This window comes from Hanamia caeni, assembly GCF_003721595.1.
In the GTDB taxonomy this organism is placed as follows: domain Bacteria; phylum Bacteroidota; class Bacteroidia; order Chitinophagales; family Chitinophagaceae; genus Ginsengibacter; species Ginsengibacter caeni.
Genome location: NZ_RJJR01000002.1, coordinates 1 through 21,492, shown reverse-complemented (window position 1 = coordinate 21,492; position 21,492 = coordinate 1). Strand labels below are relative to the sequence as shown.

Genomic DNA, 21,492 nt, shown 5'->3' with positions numbered 1-21,492 from the left:
TTTTATATGAATAAATTAACTGTTTGGTTAAGAAGGAGTTTTGTGACGATTCTATTATTTTCTGTTTTTGATTTCGCACTATATGGACAGAAAGTTGACACGCTTTCAATTGAAAAAGCCTACACCCTGGCGAAGAAAAATTATCCCCTTATTAAACAGAGAGATCTGATCACAAAGACTACAGACTTTACCGTGGCAAACGCAGCAAAAGATTTTTTGCCTTCATTTTCTGTAAGAGGCCAGGCCACTTATCAATCAAGTGTAACGGATTTCCCGTTCAATGTTCCGGGCATTCATATTCCACAATTCAACAAAGACCAATATAAAATGTATGCAGAAGCTAGTCAGATAACTTATGACGGAGGCGTAATTAAAAATAAAAAGGAATCAGCGATAGCGAATGGCGCTTTAGAACAACAAAATCTTGAAGTACAATTATACGCCTTGTATGAAAGAGTAAACCAGCTTTTTTTTGGCGCTCTTTTGATGGAAGAACAATTGAATCAAAACCTTCTGCTTCAAAAAGATATACAAAACGGCGTTGAAAAAGCAGAGGCCTTTGTGGCTAACGGAGTGGCTTACAGGAGCAGCGTGGATGAATTATCCGCCCAGCTTTTGCAGGCTCAGCAATCACACGTTGAAATGAGCGCAACCAAAAAAGCTTATTTGGATATGCTTAAACTTTTTACAGGCCAGGAACAGGATACCGCCCTGGCGCTAGAAAAGCCACCTGCGCCATCTCTAAGGGAAGAAATCAACCGGCCTGAAATACAAGCTTTTGAATTTCAGAAAAAAATTTATGATCTCAGGGCTAACCTGCTGAAAGACCAAATAAAGCCCCGGGTCAGCTTTTTTGTTCAGGGCGGCTATGGAAGGCCGGGATTGAATTTTCTAAGTAATGATTTTCAATGGTATTATATTGGAGGCGTACGCTTTAACTGGGATTTCGGTAGTCTGTATACCCTGAAAAACAATTTGCACTTACTGGACATTAACAGGAATTCTTTGGAAACTCAAAAAGAAGTTTTTCTTTTCAATACTAAAATTTCACAATTGCAACAGAAGGAAAGCGTGCAAAAATTTGACAGTCTTATTGAAAAAGACAATTCAATTATCGAACTCAGAAGCTCAGTTAAAAAAGCCGCTTTTGCACAGCTTGAAAACGGTGTGCTCAGTGCTCATGATTACATCAGCCAGGTGATAGCCGAAGACCAGGCACGGCAAAATAAAATTATTCACGAAGTGCAATTGCTGCAGGCACAATACAGTTATCAGAACATTACAGGGAATATCAACAACAGATAATTAAAAATTTAAAATAAAATGGAAATGAAATTGCGTTTACTCATTTACGTTAGCCTGGCAGGTGCGTCACTTTTTTCCTGCAATTCCAACGCACGCGATTTTGATGCTTCCGGAACCTTTGAAGCGGATGAAACTGTTGTTTCTGCAGAGGTGGGTGGTCAGATAGAATCACTTAACATCCGCGAAGGCTCTGTCCTGACAAAAGACAGTGTCGTAGGTTATATCGATTCTGTGCCGCTACAATTACAAAAGGCGCAGGCGGAAGCCACGCTTGAGGCGCTTCATGAAAAGACCGTGAACGTAGCGCCGCAGGTAAAGCTTTTGAACGACCAGATAAACGTTTTGAAAGTGCAACTTGAAAATGCGCTTCATGAAAAAGACAGAACAGAGAGATTGATCAAAGCAGATGCGGCCACTCAAAAACAACTAGACGACATCAATACGCAAATTGCCGTTTATAGAAAACAAATTGCGGTAAATGAACAACAAATAAAAGTACAGGAATCAGCCACCAACTCTCAAAACCGGACTGTGCTCAGCCAGGCAAATCCATTAAGGAAGTCTATCGCGCAGATTACAGATCAGATGAAACGCGCCCTTATAAAAAATCCCGTAAGTGGAACAGTGTTGACAAAATATGCAATGGCCGGTGAATATACCGCGCCCGGAAAGGCATTGTATTCAATAGGCGATCTTTCGGTTATCACTTTAAGAGCATACGTTACGGGTAACCAGTTTGCACAGATAAAATTAAATCAGCCGGTAAAAGTTTTTGTTGACAGCACGGAAAAAAGCTACCGTGAATATCCTGGAGTAATCACCTGGATTTCAGACAAGGCAGAGTTTACGCCAAAGACAATTCAGACAAAAGATGAAAGAGCCAACCTGGTGTATGCAGTGAAAATACAGGTTAAAAATGACGGATTGCTCAAGATTGGAATGTATGGCCAGGTAAATTTCAATTAGATAATATGCCCGCTGTTGTTGTTGAAAATATGGTAAAAACATATGGCGCTAAAAAGTCAGTGATAGATGCATTAAAAGGGATTTCTTTTTCTGTTAACAAAGGAGAGATATTCGGAATTATCGGGCCGGATGGCGCAGGAAAGACAACTCTTTTCCGGATACTTACCACCTTATTATTGGCCGATAAAGGGAAAGCCTTTGTTGACGGTTTTGAGGTAATAAAAGACTATAAAGAAATCCGGAACAGGGTAGGATATATGCCGGGTAAATTTTCGTTGTACCAGGATTTGACGGTGCAGGAAAATCTCGAATTCTTCGCCTCTATTTTCGGGGCGAACATCAACCAAAATTATGAACTCATTAAAGATATTTACGGGCAGATAGCGCCTTTTAAGGACCGGAAAGCCGGGCAACTTTCCGGCGGCATGAAACAGAAACTGGCCCTCAGTTGTGCTTTAATTCACAGGCCCACGGTTCTTTTTCTTGACGAGCCCACCACCGGTGTTGACGCCGTCTCGAGAAAAGAATTTTGGGAAATGCTCGACAGGCTTAAAGAGCAGGGAATTACAATTTTAGTTTCTACCGCTTACATGGACGAAGCCAGGCTGTGCGACAGGGTTGCCTTAATTCAGAAGGGTGAAATACTTTCTATTAATACCCCGCGCGGAATTATTGATGAATTTAAAAAACCTCTGTGGGCGGTAAAATCGAATGAAATGTTTTCTCTAATGAATGCAATTCTTGCAGACCCTCTGGTGGCAAGCTGTTACTCATTTGGCCAATACCATCATGTGGTTTTCAAATCTGACAAAAACAATAAAGAGGAGCTTGAAAAAATTATAGCAAAAGGGAATTTTTCCGGGGTTGAAATTCATGCTATCAAACCGGGAATTGAAGATTGTTTTATGGCGTTGATGGCTAATAGCTAAACTTGATTTATAAAAAAATGGAAAACAATAAAGTAATAACCGCAAATGAACTCACAAAGAAATTTGGTGACTTCACGGCTGTCGATAAAATATCTTTTGAAGTAAACAAGGGAGAAATTTTTGGATTCCTCGGAGCAAATGGTGCAGGCAAAACAACGGCGATACGCATGCTCTGCGGATTGTCAATGCCTACTTCGGGAGCGGCGACTGTAGCAGGATTTGATATTTACAAACAAAATGAACTCATCAAAAAAAGGATTGGTTACATGAGCCAGAAATTTTCTTTGTATGAAGATTTAACCATAAAGGAAAACATACGTTTTTACTCCGGTATTTATGGATTGAGTGATCAGCAAATAAAAAAGAAAACCCAATCGCTGGTGGAGCAGCTTCGTTTGGAGGGAGAAGAGAAGACATTAGTAAGATCGTTGCCTCTTGGCTGGAAGCAAAAGCTGGCATTTTCTATCGCCATCGTTCACGATCCGGCAATTGTTTTTTTGGATGAACCTACGGGTGGCGTAGATCCTATAACAAGGAGAGAATTCTGGACGCTCATTTATGAAGCATCTGCACGGGGCATCACGATTTTTGCAACGACGCATTATATGGACGAAGCAGAATATTGTAACCGTGTTTCAATAATGGTTGATGGCAGAATAGATGCATTGGATTCTCCGGCCAACCTGCAGAAAAAATATTCAGCGAGCTCAATGGACGAAGTGTTTTTGCATTTGGCGAGAAAAGCGGTTAGGAGTGAGTGAGGTGATGGAGGTCCGGGGTTTACAGAAAGTATGAAACAGTAAACGAACAAATAACTGAAATTTTTATTCTGCTTTAAAAGGCTATGAAAAGTAAATGTATGTTGACATTTGAAGGAAGTGAATAAAGTATCAATATTCAATAATCAATATTCAGTATTCAAATAAAGACACTTAGATGAATAAAATTCGCTAAAAGCTTTTTACCATGAACCAATTTTTAATTTTAGTAAAAAAAGAATGGCTTCATATCTGGAGAGACAGGCGAACTTTATTTATTTTGATTTGGATGCCCATAGTGCAAATTATTTTATATGGGTTCGCGCTAACCAATGAAGTGAAGAACGCAGAAATAGCGGTTTTCGATCAATCAAAGGATGCAGCAACAACGGCGGTTATTAATGAATTTAACGCAAGCAGGTATTTTCGGGTTATTAAATATCTCAGGTCTTACGAAGAAATTGGCGCTACATTTCGGGAGGGCAAAATAAGGCTCGCCGTTGTTTTTCCTCAAAATTTTCAACATGATCTTCGCCATAATAATTTTGCACAGGTACAATTGATCGCAGACGCCAGCGACCCAAATACGGCTAACACATTGACTTTTTACGCCTCTTCTATCATCCACGATTACCAGCAATCACTGGAACAAAATAAAGATTTGCCCTATACCATCAAAACCAACCTGCGAATGCTTTATAACCCTGAACTTAAATCGGCTTATAGCTTCGTGCCCGGGGTAATGGCTTTGGTTCTTATGCTGGTTTGCGCGATGATGACGTCAATTGCTATTGTAAAAGAAAAAGAATTAGGCACTATGGAAGTCATCCTGGTTTCTCCTCTAAAGCCCTTTCGGATAATCATAGCTAAAACAATTCCTTACCTCGCTGTTTCTATTTTTAATGTTGCCTGTATCCTGGTGCTGAGTGTTTATGTTCTCAAAGTCCCTATAAACGGAAGCCTCGCTTTGCTGCTAATGGAAAGCATTTTGTTTACTATCACCGCCCTCGCAACCGGCATATTAATTTCCAATGCTTCCTCCACACAGCAATCCGCCATGTTTACTTCGCTGTTGAGTTTGTTTTTGCCCACCTTGTTATTCAGCGGGTTCCTGTTTCCTATTGAAAGCATGCCCTGGCCGTTACAGGTGTTGTCAAACATTGTTCCCGCAAAATGGTTTTATACAATCGTGGTATCTATCATGATAAAAGGGCTTGGATTCTGGGCTATTTGGAAAGAAACATTGATTTTGATAATAATGACTTTAGTGATATTAGGCATCAGTATCAGAAGCTTTAAAATGAGACTGGCATGAGAGTACTCAAATTTTTATTGCAAAAAGAATTTCGCCAAATCTTCCGCGATCCTTCGATATTCCGGGTATTGTTCATAGCGCCGCTTGCGCAATTACTCATTTTGCCTTTGGCCGCAAATTATCAAATAAAAAACATCAACCTGGCGGTTGTTGACAATGATCATTCTCAATATTCACAAATATTAATTAACAAGATTACCTCTTCCGGGTATTTCAGGTTAAAAGAATACAGCGCTATATTTTCGCAAGCGTTGCGCTCGGTTGAATTGGATAAATCAGATATTATTTTAGAAATTCCGGCCGATTTTCAAAAAAAACTTATTAAAAATAGCGAAGCCGATCTGTTTGTTGCGGCCAATGCCATCAATGGAATCAAGGCGGGTCTTGGCTCTGCTTACATTCAACAAATCATACAAAACTATAACCAGACGGTAAGAATGAAATGGATTCAGTTTCCAAGGTTTAATCCCCAGCCGGTTATTGACGTGGAATATTCTGACTGGTATAATCCTGAAATGAATTATCCCTATTTTATGGTGCCGGGCATATTGGTAATGCTCATCACCATCATAGGTTCCAATTTTGCGGCACTCAATATTGTGAAAGAAAAAGAATTGGGCACGATTGAACAAATCAATGTGAGCCCGATTAAAAAGACTTATTTTATTCTTGGTAAATTAATTCCTTTTTGGATTTTGGCATTGGTAGTTTTAACTGCGGGGCTAATCATCGCCTGGCTGGTGTATGGCATCATTCCCCTGGGAAGCTATTTCACCATTTACCTATTTTCAGCCATTTATTTACTGGCCATACTTGGGCTGGGCTTGCTGCTTTCTACCTATGCCGAAACACAGCAGCAATCTTTTTTGGTAGCCTTTTTTTTAATCATGATTTTTAATTTGATGAGCGGATTATTTACACCTGTTGAGAGCATGCCGCATTGGGCGCAAGTAATCACGTGGTTTAACCCCGTTACCTATTTTATTGAAGTGATGCGAATGGTAATCTTAAAAGGAAGCGGAATTGCAGACATTCAAAATCAAATTTTTGCTGTAATTGGCTTTGCGGTATTCTTTAACGGATGGGCAATATTAAATTACAGAAAACGAAATTAGCATTGCATTAAAAGCTAAGCTTTATCATACGCTTTATGTACTCAGTAAACAGGCAAATAAGGAGAATTCTTATTTTTTTGGCAAAAAATTATCATTTAAGCTAATATTACCAACTGTTTGTTTTTAAATTAATATCTTGGCATAATTCTTTTACACATACACGATTTGTTAACTAAAAATTTTAAAACAGTGAAAATTAATGTTAGTTTAATGGTTGCTGCAGCAGCAATGATTTTTGCCACGAGTTGCACGAGCACAAAAAAATTTAATGCGCTCTATTCCAATTACAACAAAGTAATGGAACGAAACAGCCAGTTAACGAGAGAAAGCGAAGAATGCAAAGGGCAACTCGACCATGCTAATGTGCTTCTTGCAGGATTGCGCGATCAATTAAACGCCGAACGTAACCATGTAGCCTCATTGCAGAGTGCGCTTGACAAATGCCTTACCTCCGCAGGGCAGGGAAATGTAAATGTTTCCAAACTCGTGGATGAGATAAATGCTTCCAACAAATATATCCAGGAGCTGATTGCTTCAAAAAGCAAGAGCGATTCATTGAACATGGTGCTTACCAATAATCTCACAAGGTCGCTCAGCAAAGATGAAATGCAGGATGTGGACGTAAAAGTATTGAAAGGCGTAGTTTATATTTCTCTTTCAGATAATATGCTTTACAAATCCGGAAGCTATGAAATTTCAGATAGGGCAAATTCCACTCTTTCAAAGATTGCAAAAATCATTACAGATTATAAAGATTATGATGTGCTGGTGGAAGGAAACACCGATAACGTCCCGATTTCAAAAACAAACATCCGCAACAACTGGGATTTGAGCGCCTTAAGAGCCTCCTCCGTAGTGCAGGCCTTGCAAAATAATTTCGGTGTGGATCCAAAACGTATGACCGCAGGTGGCCGCGGAGAATACAATCCCATTGCCAGCAATGCTACCGTGGATGGAAAATCTCAAAACCGCCGCACAGAAATTATTATTACACCAAAGCTTGACCAGTTTATGGATTTGATTGGCCATCCGCCAAGCGATTCAACCAAAACTACTCCATAACGGCAATCAAACAACAGATATATGAGAAGGCATTTGTAAGCAAGACTTATAAATGCCTTTTTTATATGCTGGCTGGCAGTAAAAGAATAAATCAGAAAGATTTTTATTCTGCTAAAAGAAAATTCTTTTCAGGGAATGAGCAGGATAAGTGAGCGTTATCGCTATTGAATTTACATGATGTCATAATCCAAAATCCGGCGCAGGTATCTTCTGTCCTGGATTATCCATGTTACTTCATAGCTGCCAACCCGATCTCTGGAATACAAGTAAAGATAAACCCTTGTGCCTGATACGGTAATATACACAGCATCGGTAGTTCGTTCTACTCCTTTATCCGTGTAGGTAAAATTTAAATTATATAAATCGTTGTAGGCTGTGGCCGGAATATCGATCGTATCGCCACGAATTATCAAAATCACGCTGCTGATTTCCGTTTTAGGAACTTTTCCATAGGCGCCGCCATAATAAGGTCTTCTGTCAATTCTGACCAGGGTTTTATCATCATAATTTAGCTTATGTTTCGTTGGATCAAAGGGCGCAGTTTTTACCTCGGCTTTTATGCCGCTGCCTTCGATAACGATTGAATCTTTTCCCAAAGAAGTAAAGGTAACTTTGGTGAGCGGCGTTGTGGGTGCACCCTCGCCAATGCCTGCGAGTGTAAAAGTGGCAAGCTCAGCGCGGATTTCGTTGTTATGAAATCGCTCAAATGATTCAGTTTTTCTTCTTGAGTCTGGTATATCGTCGCTTTGGGCAAAAACCTGCGATACAAAAAGCATTGTAAAAGACAGGACGGCGATTTTTTTTATCTCATTCATGCTTCTCCGTTTTTTATTCTGATATCTGTGGATATCCTTTGGAAATCCAATCAGTTTTAATATTATGAGGCAAATTGAGCAAATGATAATTGGTAAATTTCATTTCCTTAAGTAGCGCAATTGCCGGCCTCACATTTGGACAACGTGCGAAAGGGCAGCAGCCGCAATAAATAACAATATTAGCATCGCGGCTTACCTTGTTTAAAGAATCTTTCAATTTCTGAATGTTTTCGGCTTTATCCGTCATGCCGATATTTACAGAATGGGGGATCACTACGCCTGGACCTACGCAATAAATAAGTGGAATATCTTTATTATTCTTTAGGGCCTGAGCCAAATCGGCGGGCTGCATCAACTGTCCGGAAGTCCAGTTTTCAGGCTTTGGTTCCTGGGCTTTGCATTGCTGAAAAGCAAACAGAACAAAAGTCAGTGCGATGAAAAAAAATAATTTTCCTGTTTTCATAAAGCGGCTTTTTTCAAAAATAAAATATTTTTTTTCGGAAAATCTTCAATTAACTTTTTTAAAAGCCCGGAAGCGCCTTATTTAGATAAAGTGTCTGCATTAGCCTTTTCGGCCTTAGCCTTTTTCCTGAAAAATCCGCGGAGCAGGAAGTTGTGCTGAACAGCTTCCAGGTCATCGTTCAGCTTTACGCTGGCAGACTGAAGATTTTGCATCGTGATTTTTAATGAGGCGGCAGTTTTTTCATCCCCTAACAGCATTCCTGCCGGCGTATTCGGATTTTTTAATCCGTCGTTAACGGTGTTGGCCGCACCCTGCAGGCTGTTAACTACTTCATTTGACTTATCCGCCATTTGCTGCAATTTTCCGACGGTGGACCTTAACCTGCTAAATATTACGGTATCGCTTACAAGGTCGTTGGCAAGAGTTCCGGAATCATTCAACCGGGCTGTATAGCGGTTTACATTCGCCGATAATTGTTGCACGTTTGACGATGCATTTTTCAGGATTCCCACTGTTTTTATAAGTTCGTTAGCGAAGGTTTCGTCTTTCAACAGCTTGCCAACAGATCCTTTTCCTTCGGCCATCTGGGCGCTTACCACTTTAAGGTTGTTTGTAATTTCAAGGAGGTTGTCATTATTTTTTGAAAGGGTGGCCATCATCTCATCGGTACTAAGCAATTCGTCATTGTTTAAAACATCGCCTTCAGCAATCTGTGGCGATTGCGGCGTACCTCCGTATATTTCTATTATTTTATTTCCTATCAGGCCGTCGGTAGAAAGTTTGGCCTTGGCATTTTTGTGTATGTAGGGAATGGATTTTTCATTAATATTCATGTCTACTTCCACCTTGCCTGTCCCAATAAGAGAAACATTTTCAATGGTGCCGACTTTTACGCCGGAAAACCAAATATTGTTTCCCTTTTGAAGGCCATTTACATTTTGAAAAAATGTCTTAACGCCAATTGATCTTTCAAAAGTATTTTTTTGAGAGCCAAGTGTAAGTATAGCCCAAATAAGTATTGCGAGGCCAATCACAATAAATATCCCGACTATTATTCCCCGTCTGTTTCCGGTCGATCTCATAATTATGTAATAAAATTGTATTTATAAAAATGTTGAATTCTTTCATCATCGCTGGCAAACACTTCATCAAATGTTCCTTTTTTAATAAATTTTCCATCGTACAACATCGCCACCTTATCGCCCGTGGTTTTCGCACAGGTAAGGTCGTGAGTGATGATGATAGAAGTGGTATTGAATTTATGTTTCACCTGGTTGATGAGATTGTTTATTTCAATGCTCGTTATAGGATCTAGCCCCGAGGTAGGCTCATCATACAACATAATCTTCGGCCTTAAAATCAAAGTCCTCGCTATCCCTATTCTTTTTCGCTGACCGCCCGAAAGTTCTGACGGCATCTGGTTAATCGTTTGAATGAGCCCTACTTCATTCAACACTCTTTCTATCTGTTCTTTCACTTCCTTTTTAGTTAAATGCTTCGCATGTCTTACTAAAGGAAAAGCCAGATTCTCTCTCACCGTCATACTATCATACAAGGCGCTGTTTTGAAAAGAAAATCCGATTTGTAGCCTGAGTTCCTGTAATTGCTTGCCGTTCAGTAATTCTACTTCTTCTCCCAAAACATTCACCCCGCCGCTGTCTGGCTTTAATAAACCGCAAACGATTTTAATCAATACTGATTTTCCGGTGCCCGATCTTCCTAATACCGCCACATTTTCTTTTTCATGTACATCAAGATCAAGGCCACGCAGTACTTCGTTATCCCCAAATGCTTTATATAAATCCCTTATCGAGATCACCACATCATCCTTCTTATAATTTTCTCTCTCTAATTCCATTAGTAACGTATGCTATTTGTTATTTGCACAATCAGGATTTCTTCAATAAATATCAAAAACATGGAAAGAACCACAGATAAATTAGCAGCCTTTCCCACGCCTTCAGTTCCGTTTTTGGCATGAAAACCTTTGTAACATCCTACCATGCCTATTGTAAACCCATATACAATGCTTTTTATTAATGATGAAATTATATCAAGAAAAGAAATTTTTTGGAAAGCCTGTTGAAAGAAAGTTATGAAGCTTGTCATCTCATTTTGATGAACGTTTAAATAAGCGCCCATCATGGCCACCAGCCCGGTATAACACATTAATATAGGTATCATCAGCGTGGTAGCCAATACCCTGCTTACTACTAAAAACTTAAAAGGATTTACTGCGGATACTTCCATCGCGTCAATTTGTTCAGTAACCTTCATTGAGCCCAATTCAGCGGCAATGTTTGATCCCACTTTGCCAGCGCAAATCAGGGCAGTAACCAAAGGGGCCAAAGCGCGGATAATAGCAATAGCCACCAGACTTGGAATCCATGAGGTAGCGCCAACATCAGCCAGCGACGGACGCGATTGTTTTGTAAAAACCAGGCCTGTAATAAAACCGGTAAGTGAAATCAGAAATAAAGATTTATATCCTATTTCGTAGCATTGTTTAATGATTTCCTTCAGTTCGTAAGGGGGAACAAAAAGCTCCTTAAAAAATCGGATGATAAACCGGGTGGCGGAATAAAAATCAAGAAAGAAATTATCTATCTTTTTTGAGATTAAATTTTTTTCAATCGGTTTACTATTCATCATGCTAAATCTACTTTTCTTTATACGAAGATGGCTCCTTGACCTTTATTGCTGAAACTTTTTATAGCATGTCAAAGATCAGGCTAAAAAAATCAAGATCCCATATTTTTTATTGGAAAAATAAAATGCGGGCTGTTTATTTGCTATACATAATAGACTAATTTTATGAAAGCTAATTCTTACAATTAAATTTTATACTATGACGCTTTTCGGATTTTTCATCTTGTTATTAATCGCCGCCATCTGCGGTGGAATTGGCCAATCAATTGCCGGCTATAACGTTGGCGGTTGCCTTGTTTCTATAGTTATTGGCTTTATCGGGGCTTACATTGGCCTTTGGGTAGCTGGAAAATTAGGCCTCCCTGATTTTTTTACAGTAAATGTTGAGGGAAAGCCTTTTCCAATTATTTGGGCTATAATAGGCTCAGCAATTTTTACCTTTTTTGTTGCTTTACTGCGAAGAGCCTTTACCGGGCGAGATTAAAAATCTACTTTTCCGCTTTTTCAAAACCCAACACAACTGAATTAATACAATATCTTAATCCGGTAGGCGGCGGGCCATCTTCAAAAACATGCCCAAGGTGCGAATGGCATTTTCCACATTGGACTTCTGTCCGCCGCATGCCAAATGAATTGTCGGGGTGATATATCAGGCTGTCTTTGGAAATGGGCTCAAAGAAACTAGGCCAGCCGCAACTGCTGTTAAACTTTCCATCGCTTTTAAAAAGAGGATTTCCACATACGGCGCAATAGTAGGTTCCTGCTTCTTTGTGTTGATAATATTTCCCTGTGCCGGGCCTTTCAGTGCCCTTTTCGCGCGCAATGTGATAAATTTCATCGGGCAAAATATTTTTCCATTCATTATTTTGTATCTCGTTCGGATTTCTGTCCCCCTTTAAAAAACCTTTTGCTTTGTTATCTGTGATCATTTGTTTTTGTTTAATTTTTAAGCCTGCTGGCTTTCGTAAAGTTACGAAATCAAAAAATGATTGCCTTTTTTAAGAAAAATGATGCTTTTTATCATGCTCTTGCGATTTTTAAAAAGCATCCAGTATATTTGAAGCTCATCAGGATTTCAATAAGCCCATGTTTAATCTCATTTTATTTGGACCACCCGGTAGTGGCAAGGGAACACAATCTGAAAAACTAATTGCAAAATACCATCTCAAACATCTTTCTACGGGTGATTTGCTGAGAAATGAAATTTCCAGGAAGACACCTCTCGGGCTGGAAGCAAAAAAAAATATGGACAAAGGCCTGCTTGTGCCTGATGAAGTGGTAATAGGAATGATAAATGACGCCCTGGATAATAATCCGGGCGTAGCAGGGTTTTTATTTGATGGTTTTCCGCGAACCGCAATACAGGCCGAAGAACTTGATGCCTTGTTGGCAAAAAAGAATACCTGCATTGATGTAATGCTTGCGCTGGATGTGAGCGAGAGCGAACTTATTAAAAGGCTTGTAAAACGTGGAGAAACCAGCGGCCGCTCAGACGACAGTAATGAACAGGTAATAAAAGCACGCATACAGGAGTATCATAAAAAAACGGCCTCCGTGGCAGACCACTATAAAAAGGAAAATAAAGTAGAGATGATAAACGGTGAAGGCACAATTGAGGAAATATTCAAGCGCCTCACCGACGAAATAAACAGGCTGATGAAAATTGATAACTGCGATTAAATCTTTAAAAAACTCCACTTGATTATCCATTTTGCCAAACACATCTTTATCAACAACAATATTTTTACAAAATCTTTTATCGTTTTATTCCACAAATAAAACAGGTCTTTGGTGGGATATCCAGGCTTTGCTGAATTCTAAATAATCTGGTAAATAGGTACTTCGCAACTTACATTTATTTTATCTCTCGCTGTTTACCGCATAATTTTTCGGAATTTTATGTACATTAATTAAAATCATTTTTAGACATGAAACTCCAAAATTATGTACTGGGCAATTGGATGGAAGGCGATGGAGAGGGTCAGCACTTATATAATGCAGTAAATGGGCAAATAATTGCAAATGCTACCACGAAGGGTCTCGATTTTGCGTCTATCCTGGATTATGGACGGCAAAAGGGAAGCAGGGCTTTGAGAAAAATGACTTTCCAGGAGCGGGGAAGGATGTTGAAAGCGCTTGCGCTTCATCTTTTAGAAAAAAAAGAAAATTTTTATCCCATAAGCTATAAAACCGGGGCCACGCGCGCAGATAGCTGGATTGATATTGAAGGGGGAATCGGAAACCTGTTTTCAAATGCCTCATTAAGAAGAAAATTACCTGACGAAATTTTTGCTTTGGACGGAGAAAATATTGGCCTGAGTAAAGGGGGAACATTTGCGGCCCAGCATATTCTGTTACCAAAAGAAGGCGTAGTCTTACATATTAACGCCTTTAATTTTCCGGTTTGGGGCATGCTGGAAAAAATTGCAGTGAATTTACTGGCAGGAATGGCGGCCGTTGTAAAGCCCGCCACCATTACATCCTATCTTACAGAAGCGGTAGTTCGCGAAATCATATCTTCTCAAATTTTACCGGAAGGCGCCTTGCAATTAATCTGCGGCAGCGCCGGTGACATTATTAATCACACATATGCGCAGGACGTCATCACTTTTACCGGATCCGCTTCTACAGGCTTGATGTTGAAATCCAATCCAAATGTTTTAAAAGAAAATGTGCCTTTTAACCTCGAAGCAGATTCACTTAATTGCATCGTGTTAGCAGAAGATGTTGATGAGAATATGCCCGAATGGAATATTTTTATCAAAGAAGTGCATAAAGAAATGACCTCGAAAGCCGGCCAGAAATGTACGGCCATACGAAGAATTTTTGTTCCTGAAAATAAAATGGAAGCCGTTTGGAAAAGTCTCAGTACCTCTTTGTCGCAAACAAAAATTGGTAACCCTGAAAACGAAAAAGTAAGAATGGGAGCGCTCGCAGGGCTATCCCAAAAAAAAGAAGTTATCGGGCAGGTTCAAAAACTATTGGCCTCCTCGCAAATTATTTATGGCAGCCTGGACAGCGTTGAACTGATTGACGCAGAAGCCACAAAAGGCGCTTTTATAAGCCCTTTATTATTAAAAAACGAAAAGCCGTTTTCTTCAGAAGAAGTGCATAATACAGAAGCTTTTGGCCCTGTAAGCACTGTAATGCCTTATAAAACTTTAGAAGAAGCCATTGAGTTGGCAAAACTGGGAAAGGGCAGCCTTTGCAGCTCGCTGGTAACAGTAAACGAACAAATAGCAAAGGATTTTATTTTGGGCTCGGGCACTTACCATGGAAGAATTTTGGTGTTGAACAGGGATTGCTCTAAAGAAAGCACGGGGCATGGTTCGCCGTTGCCACTACTTACGCATGGTGGCCCCGGAAGGGCCGGCGGAGGTGAAGAAATGGGTGGCCTGCGCGGCATTAAACACTATATGCAAAGAGTAGCGCTGCAAGGTTCACCAACAATGCTTACCGCGGTTACAAATGTGTATCAGCCGGGTGCTAAAGCAAATAAAAATTCGATTCATCCCTTTAAAAAATATTTTGACGAACTAACTATTGGCGACCAATTTGTAACAGAGAAGCGTGAAATCACTTCAGAAGATATTGACAAATTTGCTGACCTGACCGGCGACCATTTTTATGCCCATCTCCAAAAAACAGACTTTTCAGATACCATGTTTGACGAGCAGGTAGCACATGGTTACTTTATCATTAGCGCTGCGGCTGGCCTATTTGTTGATAGTTATAAAAAAAACCCGGTATTATTAAATTATGGAATTGAGGAATTACGATTTACAAAACCGGTTTATCCGGGTACGTCCATCTATGTAAAACTGACTTGCAAAGAAAAAATTGAACAGGAGCTGAAAGAAATTACCCCCGAAACTAAAAACACAAAAGGAATTGATATTCCAAAAGGAATTGTAAAATGGTATGTTGAGATTTTGGATGATACAGATGAGATAAGCGGCGTGGGAACAATCCTTACAATGGTTCGAAAGAAATATTAATTTTACTGTAAGGAAATAAAATAGTTAAATTAACCAGCAATTATTTTCAGTAATACAAACTTTTTTTTATGACCGACGCACTTAGGGAAGGATACGTAACTTCTCACACTGAACACGGAATTACGACCATTGAGTTTTTTCATCCTCAGGGCAATTCTTTACCGGGAAAACTTTTAAGTGCATTAGGGCAAGAAATTCATTACGCAGGAACTCATGATACTAAAGTGGTAATCCTGAGAAGCGGAGGCAACGGGGCATTTTGCGGAGGCGCCAGTTTCGATGAACTGATAGCCGTAAAAAATGAAAAAGAAGGAATGGAGTTTTTTTTAGGTTTTGCCAATGTGATAAATGCAATGAGAAATTGTAATAAATTTATCATCGGCAGAATACATGGCAAATGCGTGGGCGGCGGTGTTGGCCTTGCAGCCGCGGTTGATTATGCTATCGCAGTAAAAGAGTCTGAAGTAAGATTAAGTGAGCTCTCAATCGGTATCGGCCCTTTTGTCGTGGGCCCGGCCATCGAAAGAAAAATAGGAACTTCGGGCTTCAGCCAGCTTTCTATAGATGCCACACTTTGGAGAAATGCGGATTGGGCCAAACACAAAGGTTTGTTTGCTGAAGTGCATCAATCGGCCCAGGACATGGATGAAGCCGTGTACCGGCTCGCTGAATCTTTAGCGCATTCAAATCCGGAAGCCATTGCAGAAATGAAAAAAATGTTTTGGCACGGAACAGAAAACTGGGATTCGCTTCTCAAAGAAAGAGCGGCGATAAGCGGCCGGTTAATCTTAAGCGATTTCACAAAAAATGCTATTGAGAATTTTAGAAGAAGAATCCGGAAATAACGGAAACAATTTTAGTTCACTTTTTAAAACGTATAATTATGCAATGGCGGGGCAGAAGAGAAAGTTCGAATGTCGAAGACCGTAGAGGAATTTCAGGCGGTGGTTTGGCAATTGGCGGCGGTGTTATAGGAGTAATTTTTATTCTTGCAAAATTTTTACTCGGGGGCGGCGATGTAAGCGATTTGCAACAATTGGTGCCGCAGCAGCAGCAAATGACACAGGAACAAAAAGCTGCAGAAGATAAAGAGGCGGCGTTCGTAAAAGTAGTGCTTGCAGATACGGAAGATGTATGGTCTAAATTATTTTCTGACATGGGCAGAACTTACACAGATCCTACGCTGGTACTTTTTAACGGAACCACTGTATCCGGCTGCGGAAATGCAAGCGCCCAAACCGGGCCGTTTTATTGCCCGACCGACGGCAAACTATACATCGACCTGTCTTTTGCCCAACAATTAAGCGATCAGTTCGGCGCCAGTGGCGAATTTGCCATGGCTTATGTAGTGGCTCACGAAGTCGGCCATCATGTACAGGATTTATTAGGCGTTACCCAAAAAATGGAACAACTTCGCCAACAAGTAAGTGAAACAGAATACAATAAATATTCAGTACGATTGGAATTGCAGGCAGATTTCTATGCCGGCGTATGGGCTCATTATGATCAAAAGATGAAGAACGTTATCAATCCGGACGATATACAGCAAGCGCTTACCGCGGCGAATGCGATTGGAGACGATCGCCTTCAACAGGAATACCAGGGAACAGTTACGCCGGATTCATTTACCCATGGAACCTCAGAGCAAAGGATGTATTGGTTCAAAAAGGGTTATGAAACCGGCGACCTGAAACAGGGCAATACTTTTGCGTCGTCCTCAGAAGAATAGAAAGTTTTTTCTAAAAAATTATTCAACGTACAACTCCTGGCATTGCGTGCAGAAAAAACTTCGTCTTTTTGTTTTGCCGCAATATTTTTTCTCAAAAGGCTGCTTGCATCTTTCGCACATTTTTTTGGTGTGGGCCAGCCAGTGCTTTCTTAAAACAAATTGTTTTTTCCATTCCAGAAATTGAAAACTATATTCCCTGGCTTCCTTTATCAGCTCAGCCAGCTTTTTTGCAGGAAGCTGCCCAATTGTAGATTCAGGATGAACATGTATTCTATACAACACTTCGTTTTTTATAATATTGCCTACGCCGGCGAAAATATTCTGGTCCAGCAATGCATCTGCCACAAGCATGTCGGGCCTTGCCTTTAATTTCTTTTTGGCTTTTGCAGGGTTCCAGAGAGGATTCATTACGTCTCCGCTCCAATCATATACTTTGTCCAAATCTTCTTCAATAAACCTTAAAGAACATGCGTAGAAGTTCAATTCGCCGTTTTTAAAAATAAGCCGAAGCCTTGGCGCACCTTCTTTCCTGTCGTTTATCCGGTAGCTGCCAAACAGCATAAAATGAATGCGCACCGAAAACCCTTTGAAACAAATTAAAAAATGTTTGCCCCAACTCTTGAAATCAACTATAGTTTTTCCCGCCATTTTTTGGATATCAAGCTTACTGTTTCCTTCCACAGCAATAACTTTTTTGTCTTTAAACGCTGATACTTCTTCTTTTAAAATTACTATCGTAGGTCCTTCGGGCATTTTTGTTTTCTAATTTCCATTCAAAAGTTAAACCAATTATAAGACCGCATTATAAAATAAAAGAGGCATATTTATTTGTTTACTATAAAATCTTTTAAGGAAATTTACAAGAACCGAAACGACTGAGTCAATGATTCAATGATTCTGAAAACGAAAGAAAAATATAACGATTGAATTACTAATGATTTACGACAGCATTATAATCGGCAGGGGTTTGATTGGAAGCGCGGCTGCAAAATACATCAGCCGTATGAAAAAAAGCGTGGCGTTAGTTGGGCCTGATGAAGCCACCACATCCAGGGAAAAAATTGTTTTTGCCAGCCATTATGATGCCGCAAGAATCCAGGGATTGGTAGGCAAAGATGCTGTTACTACCATGCTCAACCACCAAAGTGCAAAGGCATTTGCACAGCTTGAAAAGGAAACGAATATCCGTTTCCGGTCTGAAGAAGGCTGTTTAACTGTATTCCCTGACAACCCTGATTTTTTTATCCGTGAATATGAATCCCGGGCAAAGAAATCCGGAATTGCATATCGAATTGCCGAAAGTGTGGATTCGATGAAGGGAATTAACAGTGAATTCTCTTTCCCTCCTTTTGCAAAAGGTTTTTATGAACCTGCGCCTGCCGGACACATTAATCCTCGCTTGCTGATACAGGCGCAGCAAAACGCTTTTGAAAAAAATGGTGGAAAATTGTTTAATGAAACAGTGAAAAAAATTGATTTAGAAAAAAATGTTATAAAAGTAATTTGTTTTAGCGGGCAAATTTTCGAGGCGAAAAAAGTACTGTTGGCAACCGGCGCGTTTACCAATTTCTTTGAGCTTCTAAGGGCTAAAATTGAATTAAAACTAAAAAGTGAATCAACAGTTTTGATAAAGGTAGAAGAAAATCAAGCATTAAGATTACAATCCCTGCCAGCTCTGCTATATAAGATAAACCAGCCGGGCATCCAGGATATCTATTTAATTCAGCCTGTAAAATATCCTGATGAAAATTATTATCTTAAAGTAGGCGCAAATATTTCGGGTGATCAATTTTTTACTACTTCAGATGAAATTAAAAACTGGTTCAATTGCTCAGCCGGCTTAGATGTTAGCGGGCTATTACAAGCGGCACACGAGATTCTGCCGCAGCTTTCCTGTTCAGAATATTTTGAAAAGAGATGCATCGTTTGTTATACGCCACATGGCAAACCTTACATTGGCGCGATTGGTAATTTTGGTTTGTATCTCGCTGCCGGCGGAAATGGTTACGCAGCCATGAGCAGCGACGCTCTGGGGAAAATTGCTGCCACTATGATGGAAGAAGGCCGGTTTCCCGCCGGGATTCGGGCTGATGACTTTAAACCTGTATTTAAAAAATAAGAAACAAATTTCTGCTATTTTTACTTCGCAATCCGATTTATCCATACGAGTAAATTAATACAATTAAAAAATAAATGCCACAAGGAACCATGCTTCAATATTTTCACTGGTACCTTCCTAACAACGGAAGCCTGTGGAAGCAAATAAAATCAGAAGCCCCACGGCTGAGAGAAATTGGATTCACCTCCATTTGGTTTCCACCCGCTTATAAAGGCGCAAATGGCGGCTATAGTGAAGGCTACAACCCATATGATTTATATGACTTGGGCGAGTTTGACCAGAAAGGTTCAGTACGCACAAAATACGGCACAAGGCAGGAATACATTGAAGCGATTGACGCCGTGCACGCTGCCGGAATGCAGGTGATTGTAGATATTGTGCTCAATCATAAAGCCGGCGGCGATGAAATAGAAAGAATCAAAGTGGTAAAAGTAGATCCGGACGACCGAACCAAACCCATCTCAGAGCCCTTCGAAATTGATGCTTATACGAAGTTTACCTTTCCCGGCCGGAATAATAAGTACACCAACTTTCAATGGGATTTTATGTGTTTCACCGGTGTGGATTATGCACACGATACAGGTGAAAAAGCCATCTTTAAAATTTTGAATGACTACGGTGATACATGGCAGGATATGATTACCGATGAACGCGGAAATTATGATTACCTGATGTACAATGATATTGATTTCAGAAATCCGGCTGTGAAAAACCATCTTGTAAATTGGGGAAAATGGTACTGGTACCAACGCAATTTTGACGGCGTAAGGCTGGATGCGGTTAAACATATACCTACATGGTTTTATAAGGATTGGCTGCGCGAAATCAGGGATTATACGCAAAAGGAAATTTTTACGGTGGGAGAATACTGGGCTCCTCATTCATTAGATCTTTTATTAAAATACATTGATGAAACCGATCATGAAATGAGCCTCTTTGATTGCTGTCTTCAAAATAATTTTCATCAGGCTTCCCGGTCAGGAAGGCATTATGACATGCGAAAAATATTTGATAATACACTATTAAAAATACATCCGCAAAAGGCGGTGACCATTGTCGCCAATCATGATACGCAACCCTTGCAATCGCTGGAAGCACCGGTGGAAGCATGGTTTAGACCAATTGCCTATTCTTTAATTCTGCTTCGCTTTGAAGGCTATCCCTGCATTTTTTATCCTGATATTTATGGGGCTCATTATCGGGATACCGGTGAAGATGGAAATGAATATGAAATATGGCTTGAAAAAGTAGATGAGCTTGAAATGCTGATGCAGGCAAGACATAATAATGCTTTTGGGCCTACGCGAGATTATTTCAATCACAAAAATTGTGTGGGCTGGATAAGAGAAGGCGATGAAGACCATACAGGCTGCGCAGTAGTGTTATCAAACGGCGAAGTGGGGTATAAGAATATGGAAATAGGGAAAAGATATGTAGGGAAATTTTTCGTGGACCTTCTTCAGAAAAGACCGGAAGAAGTAAAGATAAATAAGGCTGGCTGGGGTAAGTTTTTCTGCGATGGCGGATCAGTATCCGTATGGGTTCAGAAATAAAGGATACCAATAAACGAAAAAATATTGGCTTTTTTTATTTAACCGCAAATCTGCTTCTTTCACTTTCTTTTATAAATAGGAACGGTGCTGCATGGCTCGCCATACATGATGCTTTTTACTACCGGCCGCAGCTTTTTTGTAATTTCTACAAAAGCGCTTTCCGGTATTTGCTTGTCTCCACACCCTTTCACTACTACCCGTTTGTCTCTGAAATCTTCAGGATTGATTTGACTTATATTCTTTAACAATAAATCTTCCAATACCTGTTCTTTTTTTCCAAAAAAAACATCTTGTGCAAAAGGTTGTAAATAGCTAACTGCCAGCATATAGGCCCACAGTGGAATTATGGCATCGGCGGAACAGGTAATTACCGCTATTTTGTTTTCATATTGGGTCCAGTCTAAATTTTTTAATGTGTCCCGGTAATCTTTTTCTTTCAAAATAAGCTCCATAAACAAATAGTCTTTCAAATCAAACGTTACAAGGTCGGCTGAGGGATAAAAATTTTCAAGGTCTAGGGTTTCGAGCACACTTTGAGCTACTTTGTTGATGATAATGTCGTCCATAAAAACAGCTTTATGTAAAGTTACAAAATGATAATTTGGCAATTTCTTAAAACACAAGAGGCTGTCTCAAAAGGATAGCCTCTTTTTTTTATTTTTAAATTTTAGGTGGGTTTATTCACAATTTGATGTAGATAAATTTTGTGTAGTATT

General features: G+C 39.9%; 22 protein-coding genes. 14 read left to right on the top strand and 8 right to left on the bottom strand.

Annotation, left to right across the window (positions count from 1 at the left end; genetic code table 11):
• Window positions 1-6: 6 nt before the first annotated feature.
• From EFY79_RS03240 to EFY79_RS03210, 7 genes are all read left to right on the top strand, one after another.
• A complete protein-coding gene (locus tag EFY79_RS03240) occupies window positions 7-1,305 on the top strand; it encodes a TolC family protein (protein WP_123119752.1) in 1,299 nt (432 codons plus the stop codon).
• 24 nt (window positions 1,306-1,329) lie between these two features.
• Window positions 1,330-2,271, top strand: a complete 942-nt coding sequence (locus EFY79_RS03235; protein ID WP_123119751.1) for an HlyD family secretion protein — start codon at window positions 1,330-1,332, stop codon at window positions 2,269-2,271.
• A gap of 5 nt (window positions 2,272-2,276) precedes the next feature.
• Window positions 2,277-3,200 (top strand): ABC transporter ATP-binding protein, encoded by a 924-nt coding sequence (locus EFY79_RS03230; RefSeq protein ID WP_123119256.1) that lies wholly within the window; start codon window positions 2,277-2,279, stop codon window positions 3,198-3,200.
• A 17-nt stretch (window positions 3,201-3,217) separates the two neighbouring features.
• Window positions 3,218-3,961, top strand: coding sequence for an ABC transporter ATP-binding protein (locus EFY79_RS03225; RefSeq protein ID WP_123119750.1), 744 nt, complete (start codon window positions 3,218-3,220; stop codon window positions 3,959-3,961).
• 205 nt (window positions 3,962-4,166) lie between these two features.
• Window positions 4,167-5,273 (top strand): ABC transporter permease, encoded by a 1,107-nt coding sequence (locus EFY79_RS03220; protein ID WP_123119255.1) that lies wholly within the window; start codon window positions 4,167-4,169, stop codon window positions 5,271-5,273.
• Window positions 5,270-6,388: an ABC transporter permease gene (locus tag EFY79_RS03215; protein WP_123119254.1), complete on the top strand. Its 1,119-nt coding sequence runs from the start codon at window positions 5,270-5,272 to the stop codon at window positions 6,386-6,388. Before EFY79_RS03220 ends, EFY79_RS03215 begins: the two co-directional genes overlap by 4 nt.
• 189 nt (window positions 6,389-6,577) lie before the next feature.
• Window positions 6,578-7,450 (top strand): OmpA/MotB family protein, encoded by an 873-nt coding sequence (locus EFY79_RS03210; protein WP_233577909.1) that lies wholly within the window; start codon window positions 6,578-6,580, stop codon window positions 7,448-7,450.
• Window positions 7,451-7,620: 170 nt separating this feature from the next.
• Here the strand turns inward: EFY79_RS03210 and EFY79_RS03205 are convergent, their stop codons facing one another.
• The 5 genes from EFY79_RS03205 to EFY79_RS03185 form a co-directional block, all read right to left on the bottom strand.
• Window positions 7,621-8,265: a hypothetical protein gene (locus tag EFY79_RS03205; RefSeq protein WP_123119252.1), complete on the bottom strand. Its 645-nt coding sequence runs from the start codon at window positions 8,263-8,265 to the stop codon at window positions 7,621-7,623.
• A 13-nt stretch (window positions 8,266-8,278) separates the two neighbouring features.
• Window positions 8,279-8,728 (bottom strand): rhodanese-like domain-containing protein, encoded by a 450-nt coding sequence (locus EFY79_RS03200; RefSeq protein WP_123119251.1) that lies wholly within the window; start codon window positions 8,726-8,728, stop codon window positions 8,279-8,281.
• 77 nt (window positions 8,729-8,805) lie between these two features.
• Window positions 8,806-9,810, bottom strand: a complete 1,005-nt coding sequence (locus EFY79_RS03195) for an MlaD family protein (RefSeq protein WP_123119250.1) — start codon at window positions 9,808-9,810, stop codon at window positions 8,806-8,808.
• A gap of 2 nt (window positions 9,811-9,812) precedes the next feature.
• Entirely contained in the window at window positions 9,813-10,586 is a 774-nt protein-coding gene (locus EFY79_RS03190) for an ABC transporter ATP-binding protein (RefSeq protein WP_123119249.1), read from the bottom strand.
• Complete coding sequence (locus tag EFY79_RS03185; RefSeq protein ID WP_123119248.1) at window positions 10,586-11,380, bottom strand: MlaE family ABC transporter permease; 795 nt, start codon at window positions 11,378-11,380, stop codon at window positions 10,586-10,588. Before EFY79_RS03185 ends, EFY79_RS03190 begins: the two co-directional genes overlap by 1 nt.
• A 196-nt stretch (window positions 11,381-11,576) precedes the next feature.
• Here EFY79_RS03185 and EFY79_RS03180 point away from each other — a divergent pair, with 196 nt between their 5' ends.
• The gene (locus EFY79_RS03180) at window positions 11,577-11,861 is read left to right on the top strand and encodes a GlsB/YeaQ/YmgE family stress response membrane protein (protein WP_123119247.1); all 285 of its coding nucleotides are present in this window, start codon (window positions 11,577-11,579) and stop codon (window positions 11,859-11,861) included.
• Window positions 11,862-11,865: 4 nt separating this feature from the next.
• On the opposite strand, the gene msrB is transcribed toward EFY79_RS03180, so the two are convergent.
• Window positions 11,866-12,306 (bottom strand): peptide-methionine (R)-S-oxide reductase MsrB, encoded by a 441-nt coding sequence (gene msrB / locus EFY79_RS03175; protein WP_123119246.1) that lies wholly within the window; start codon window positions 12,304-12,306, stop codon window positions 11,866-11,868.
• A gap of 157 nt (window positions 12,307-12,463) precedes the next feature.
• Between msrB and EFY79_RS03170 the strand changes: the two genes are divergently transcribed.
• The 4 genes from EFY79_RS03170 (at window position 12,464) to ypfJ (ending at window position 17,104) form a co-directional block, all read left to right on the top strand.
• A complete protein-coding gene (locus EFY79_RS03170; RefSeq protein ID WP_123119245.1) occupies window positions 12,464-13,057 on the top strand; it encodes an adenylate kinase in 594 nt (197 codons plus the stop codon).
• A gap of 248 nt (window positions 13,058-13,305) precedes the next feature.
• The gene (gene paaZ / locus EFY79_RS03165) at window positions 13,306-15,375 is read left to right on the top strand and encodes a phenylacetic acid degradation bifunctional protein PaaZ (RefSeq protein WP_123119244.1); all 2,070 of its coding nucleotides are present in this window, start codon (window positions 13,306-13,308) and stop codon (window positions 15,373-15,375) included.
• 68 nt (window positions 15,376-15,443) lie between these two features.
• The gene (locus EFY79_RS03160) at window positions 15,444-16,220 is read left to right on the top strand and encodes an enoyl-CoA hydratase/isomerase family protein (protein WP_123119243.1); all 777 of its coding nucleotides are present in this window, start codon (window positions 15,444-15,446) and stop codon (window positions 16,218-16,220) included.
• A 38-nt stretch (window positions 16,221-16,258) separates the two neighbouring features.
• Window positions 16,259-17,104: a KPN_02809 family neutral zinc metallopeptidase gene (gene ypfJ, locus EFY79_RS03155; protein WP_123119242.1), complete on the top strand. Its 846-nt coding sequence runs from the start codon at window positions 16,259-16,261 to the stop codon at window positions 17,102-17,104.
• A gap of 18 nt (window positions 17,105-17,122) precedes the next feature.
• Here the strand turns inward: ypfJ and EFY79_RS03150 are convergent, their stop codons facing one another.
• Complete coding sequence (locus EFY79_RS03150) at window positions 17,123-17,857, bottom strand: DNA-formamidopyrimidine glycosylase family protein (RefSeq protein WP_123119241.1); 735 nt, start codon at window positions 17,855-17,857, stop codon at window positions 17,123-17,125.
• A gap of 181 nt (window positions 17,858-18,038) precedes the next feature.
• Here EFY79_RS03150 and EFY79_RS03145 point away from each other — a divergent pair, with 181 nt between their 5' ends.
• Window positions 18,039-19,223 (top strand): NAD(P)/FAD-dependent oxidoreductase, encoded by a 1,185-nt coding sequence (locus EFY79_RS03145; RefSeq protein ID WP_123119240.1) that lies wholly within the window; start codon window positions 18,039-18,041, stop codon window positions 19,221-19,223.
• A gap of 74 nt (window positions 19,224-19,297) precedes the next feature.
• Window positions 19,298-20,776, top strand: coding sequence for an alpha-amylase (locus tag EFY79_RS03140; RefSeq protein ID WP_123119239.1), 1,479 nt, complete (start codon window positions 19,298-19,300; stop codon window positions 20,774-20,776).
• Window positions 20,777-20,835: 59 nt separating this feature from the next.
• On the opposite strand, the gene EFY79_RS03135 is transcribed toward EFY79_RS03140, so the two are convergent.
• On the bottom strand, window positions 20,836-21,342 hold the full coding sequence (locus EFY79_RS03135) for a DUF2480 family protein (protein WP_123119238.1): 507 nt from the start codon (window positions 21,340-21,342) through the stop codon (window positions 20,836-20,838).
• Window positions 21,343-21,492 lie beyond the last annotated feature (150 nt).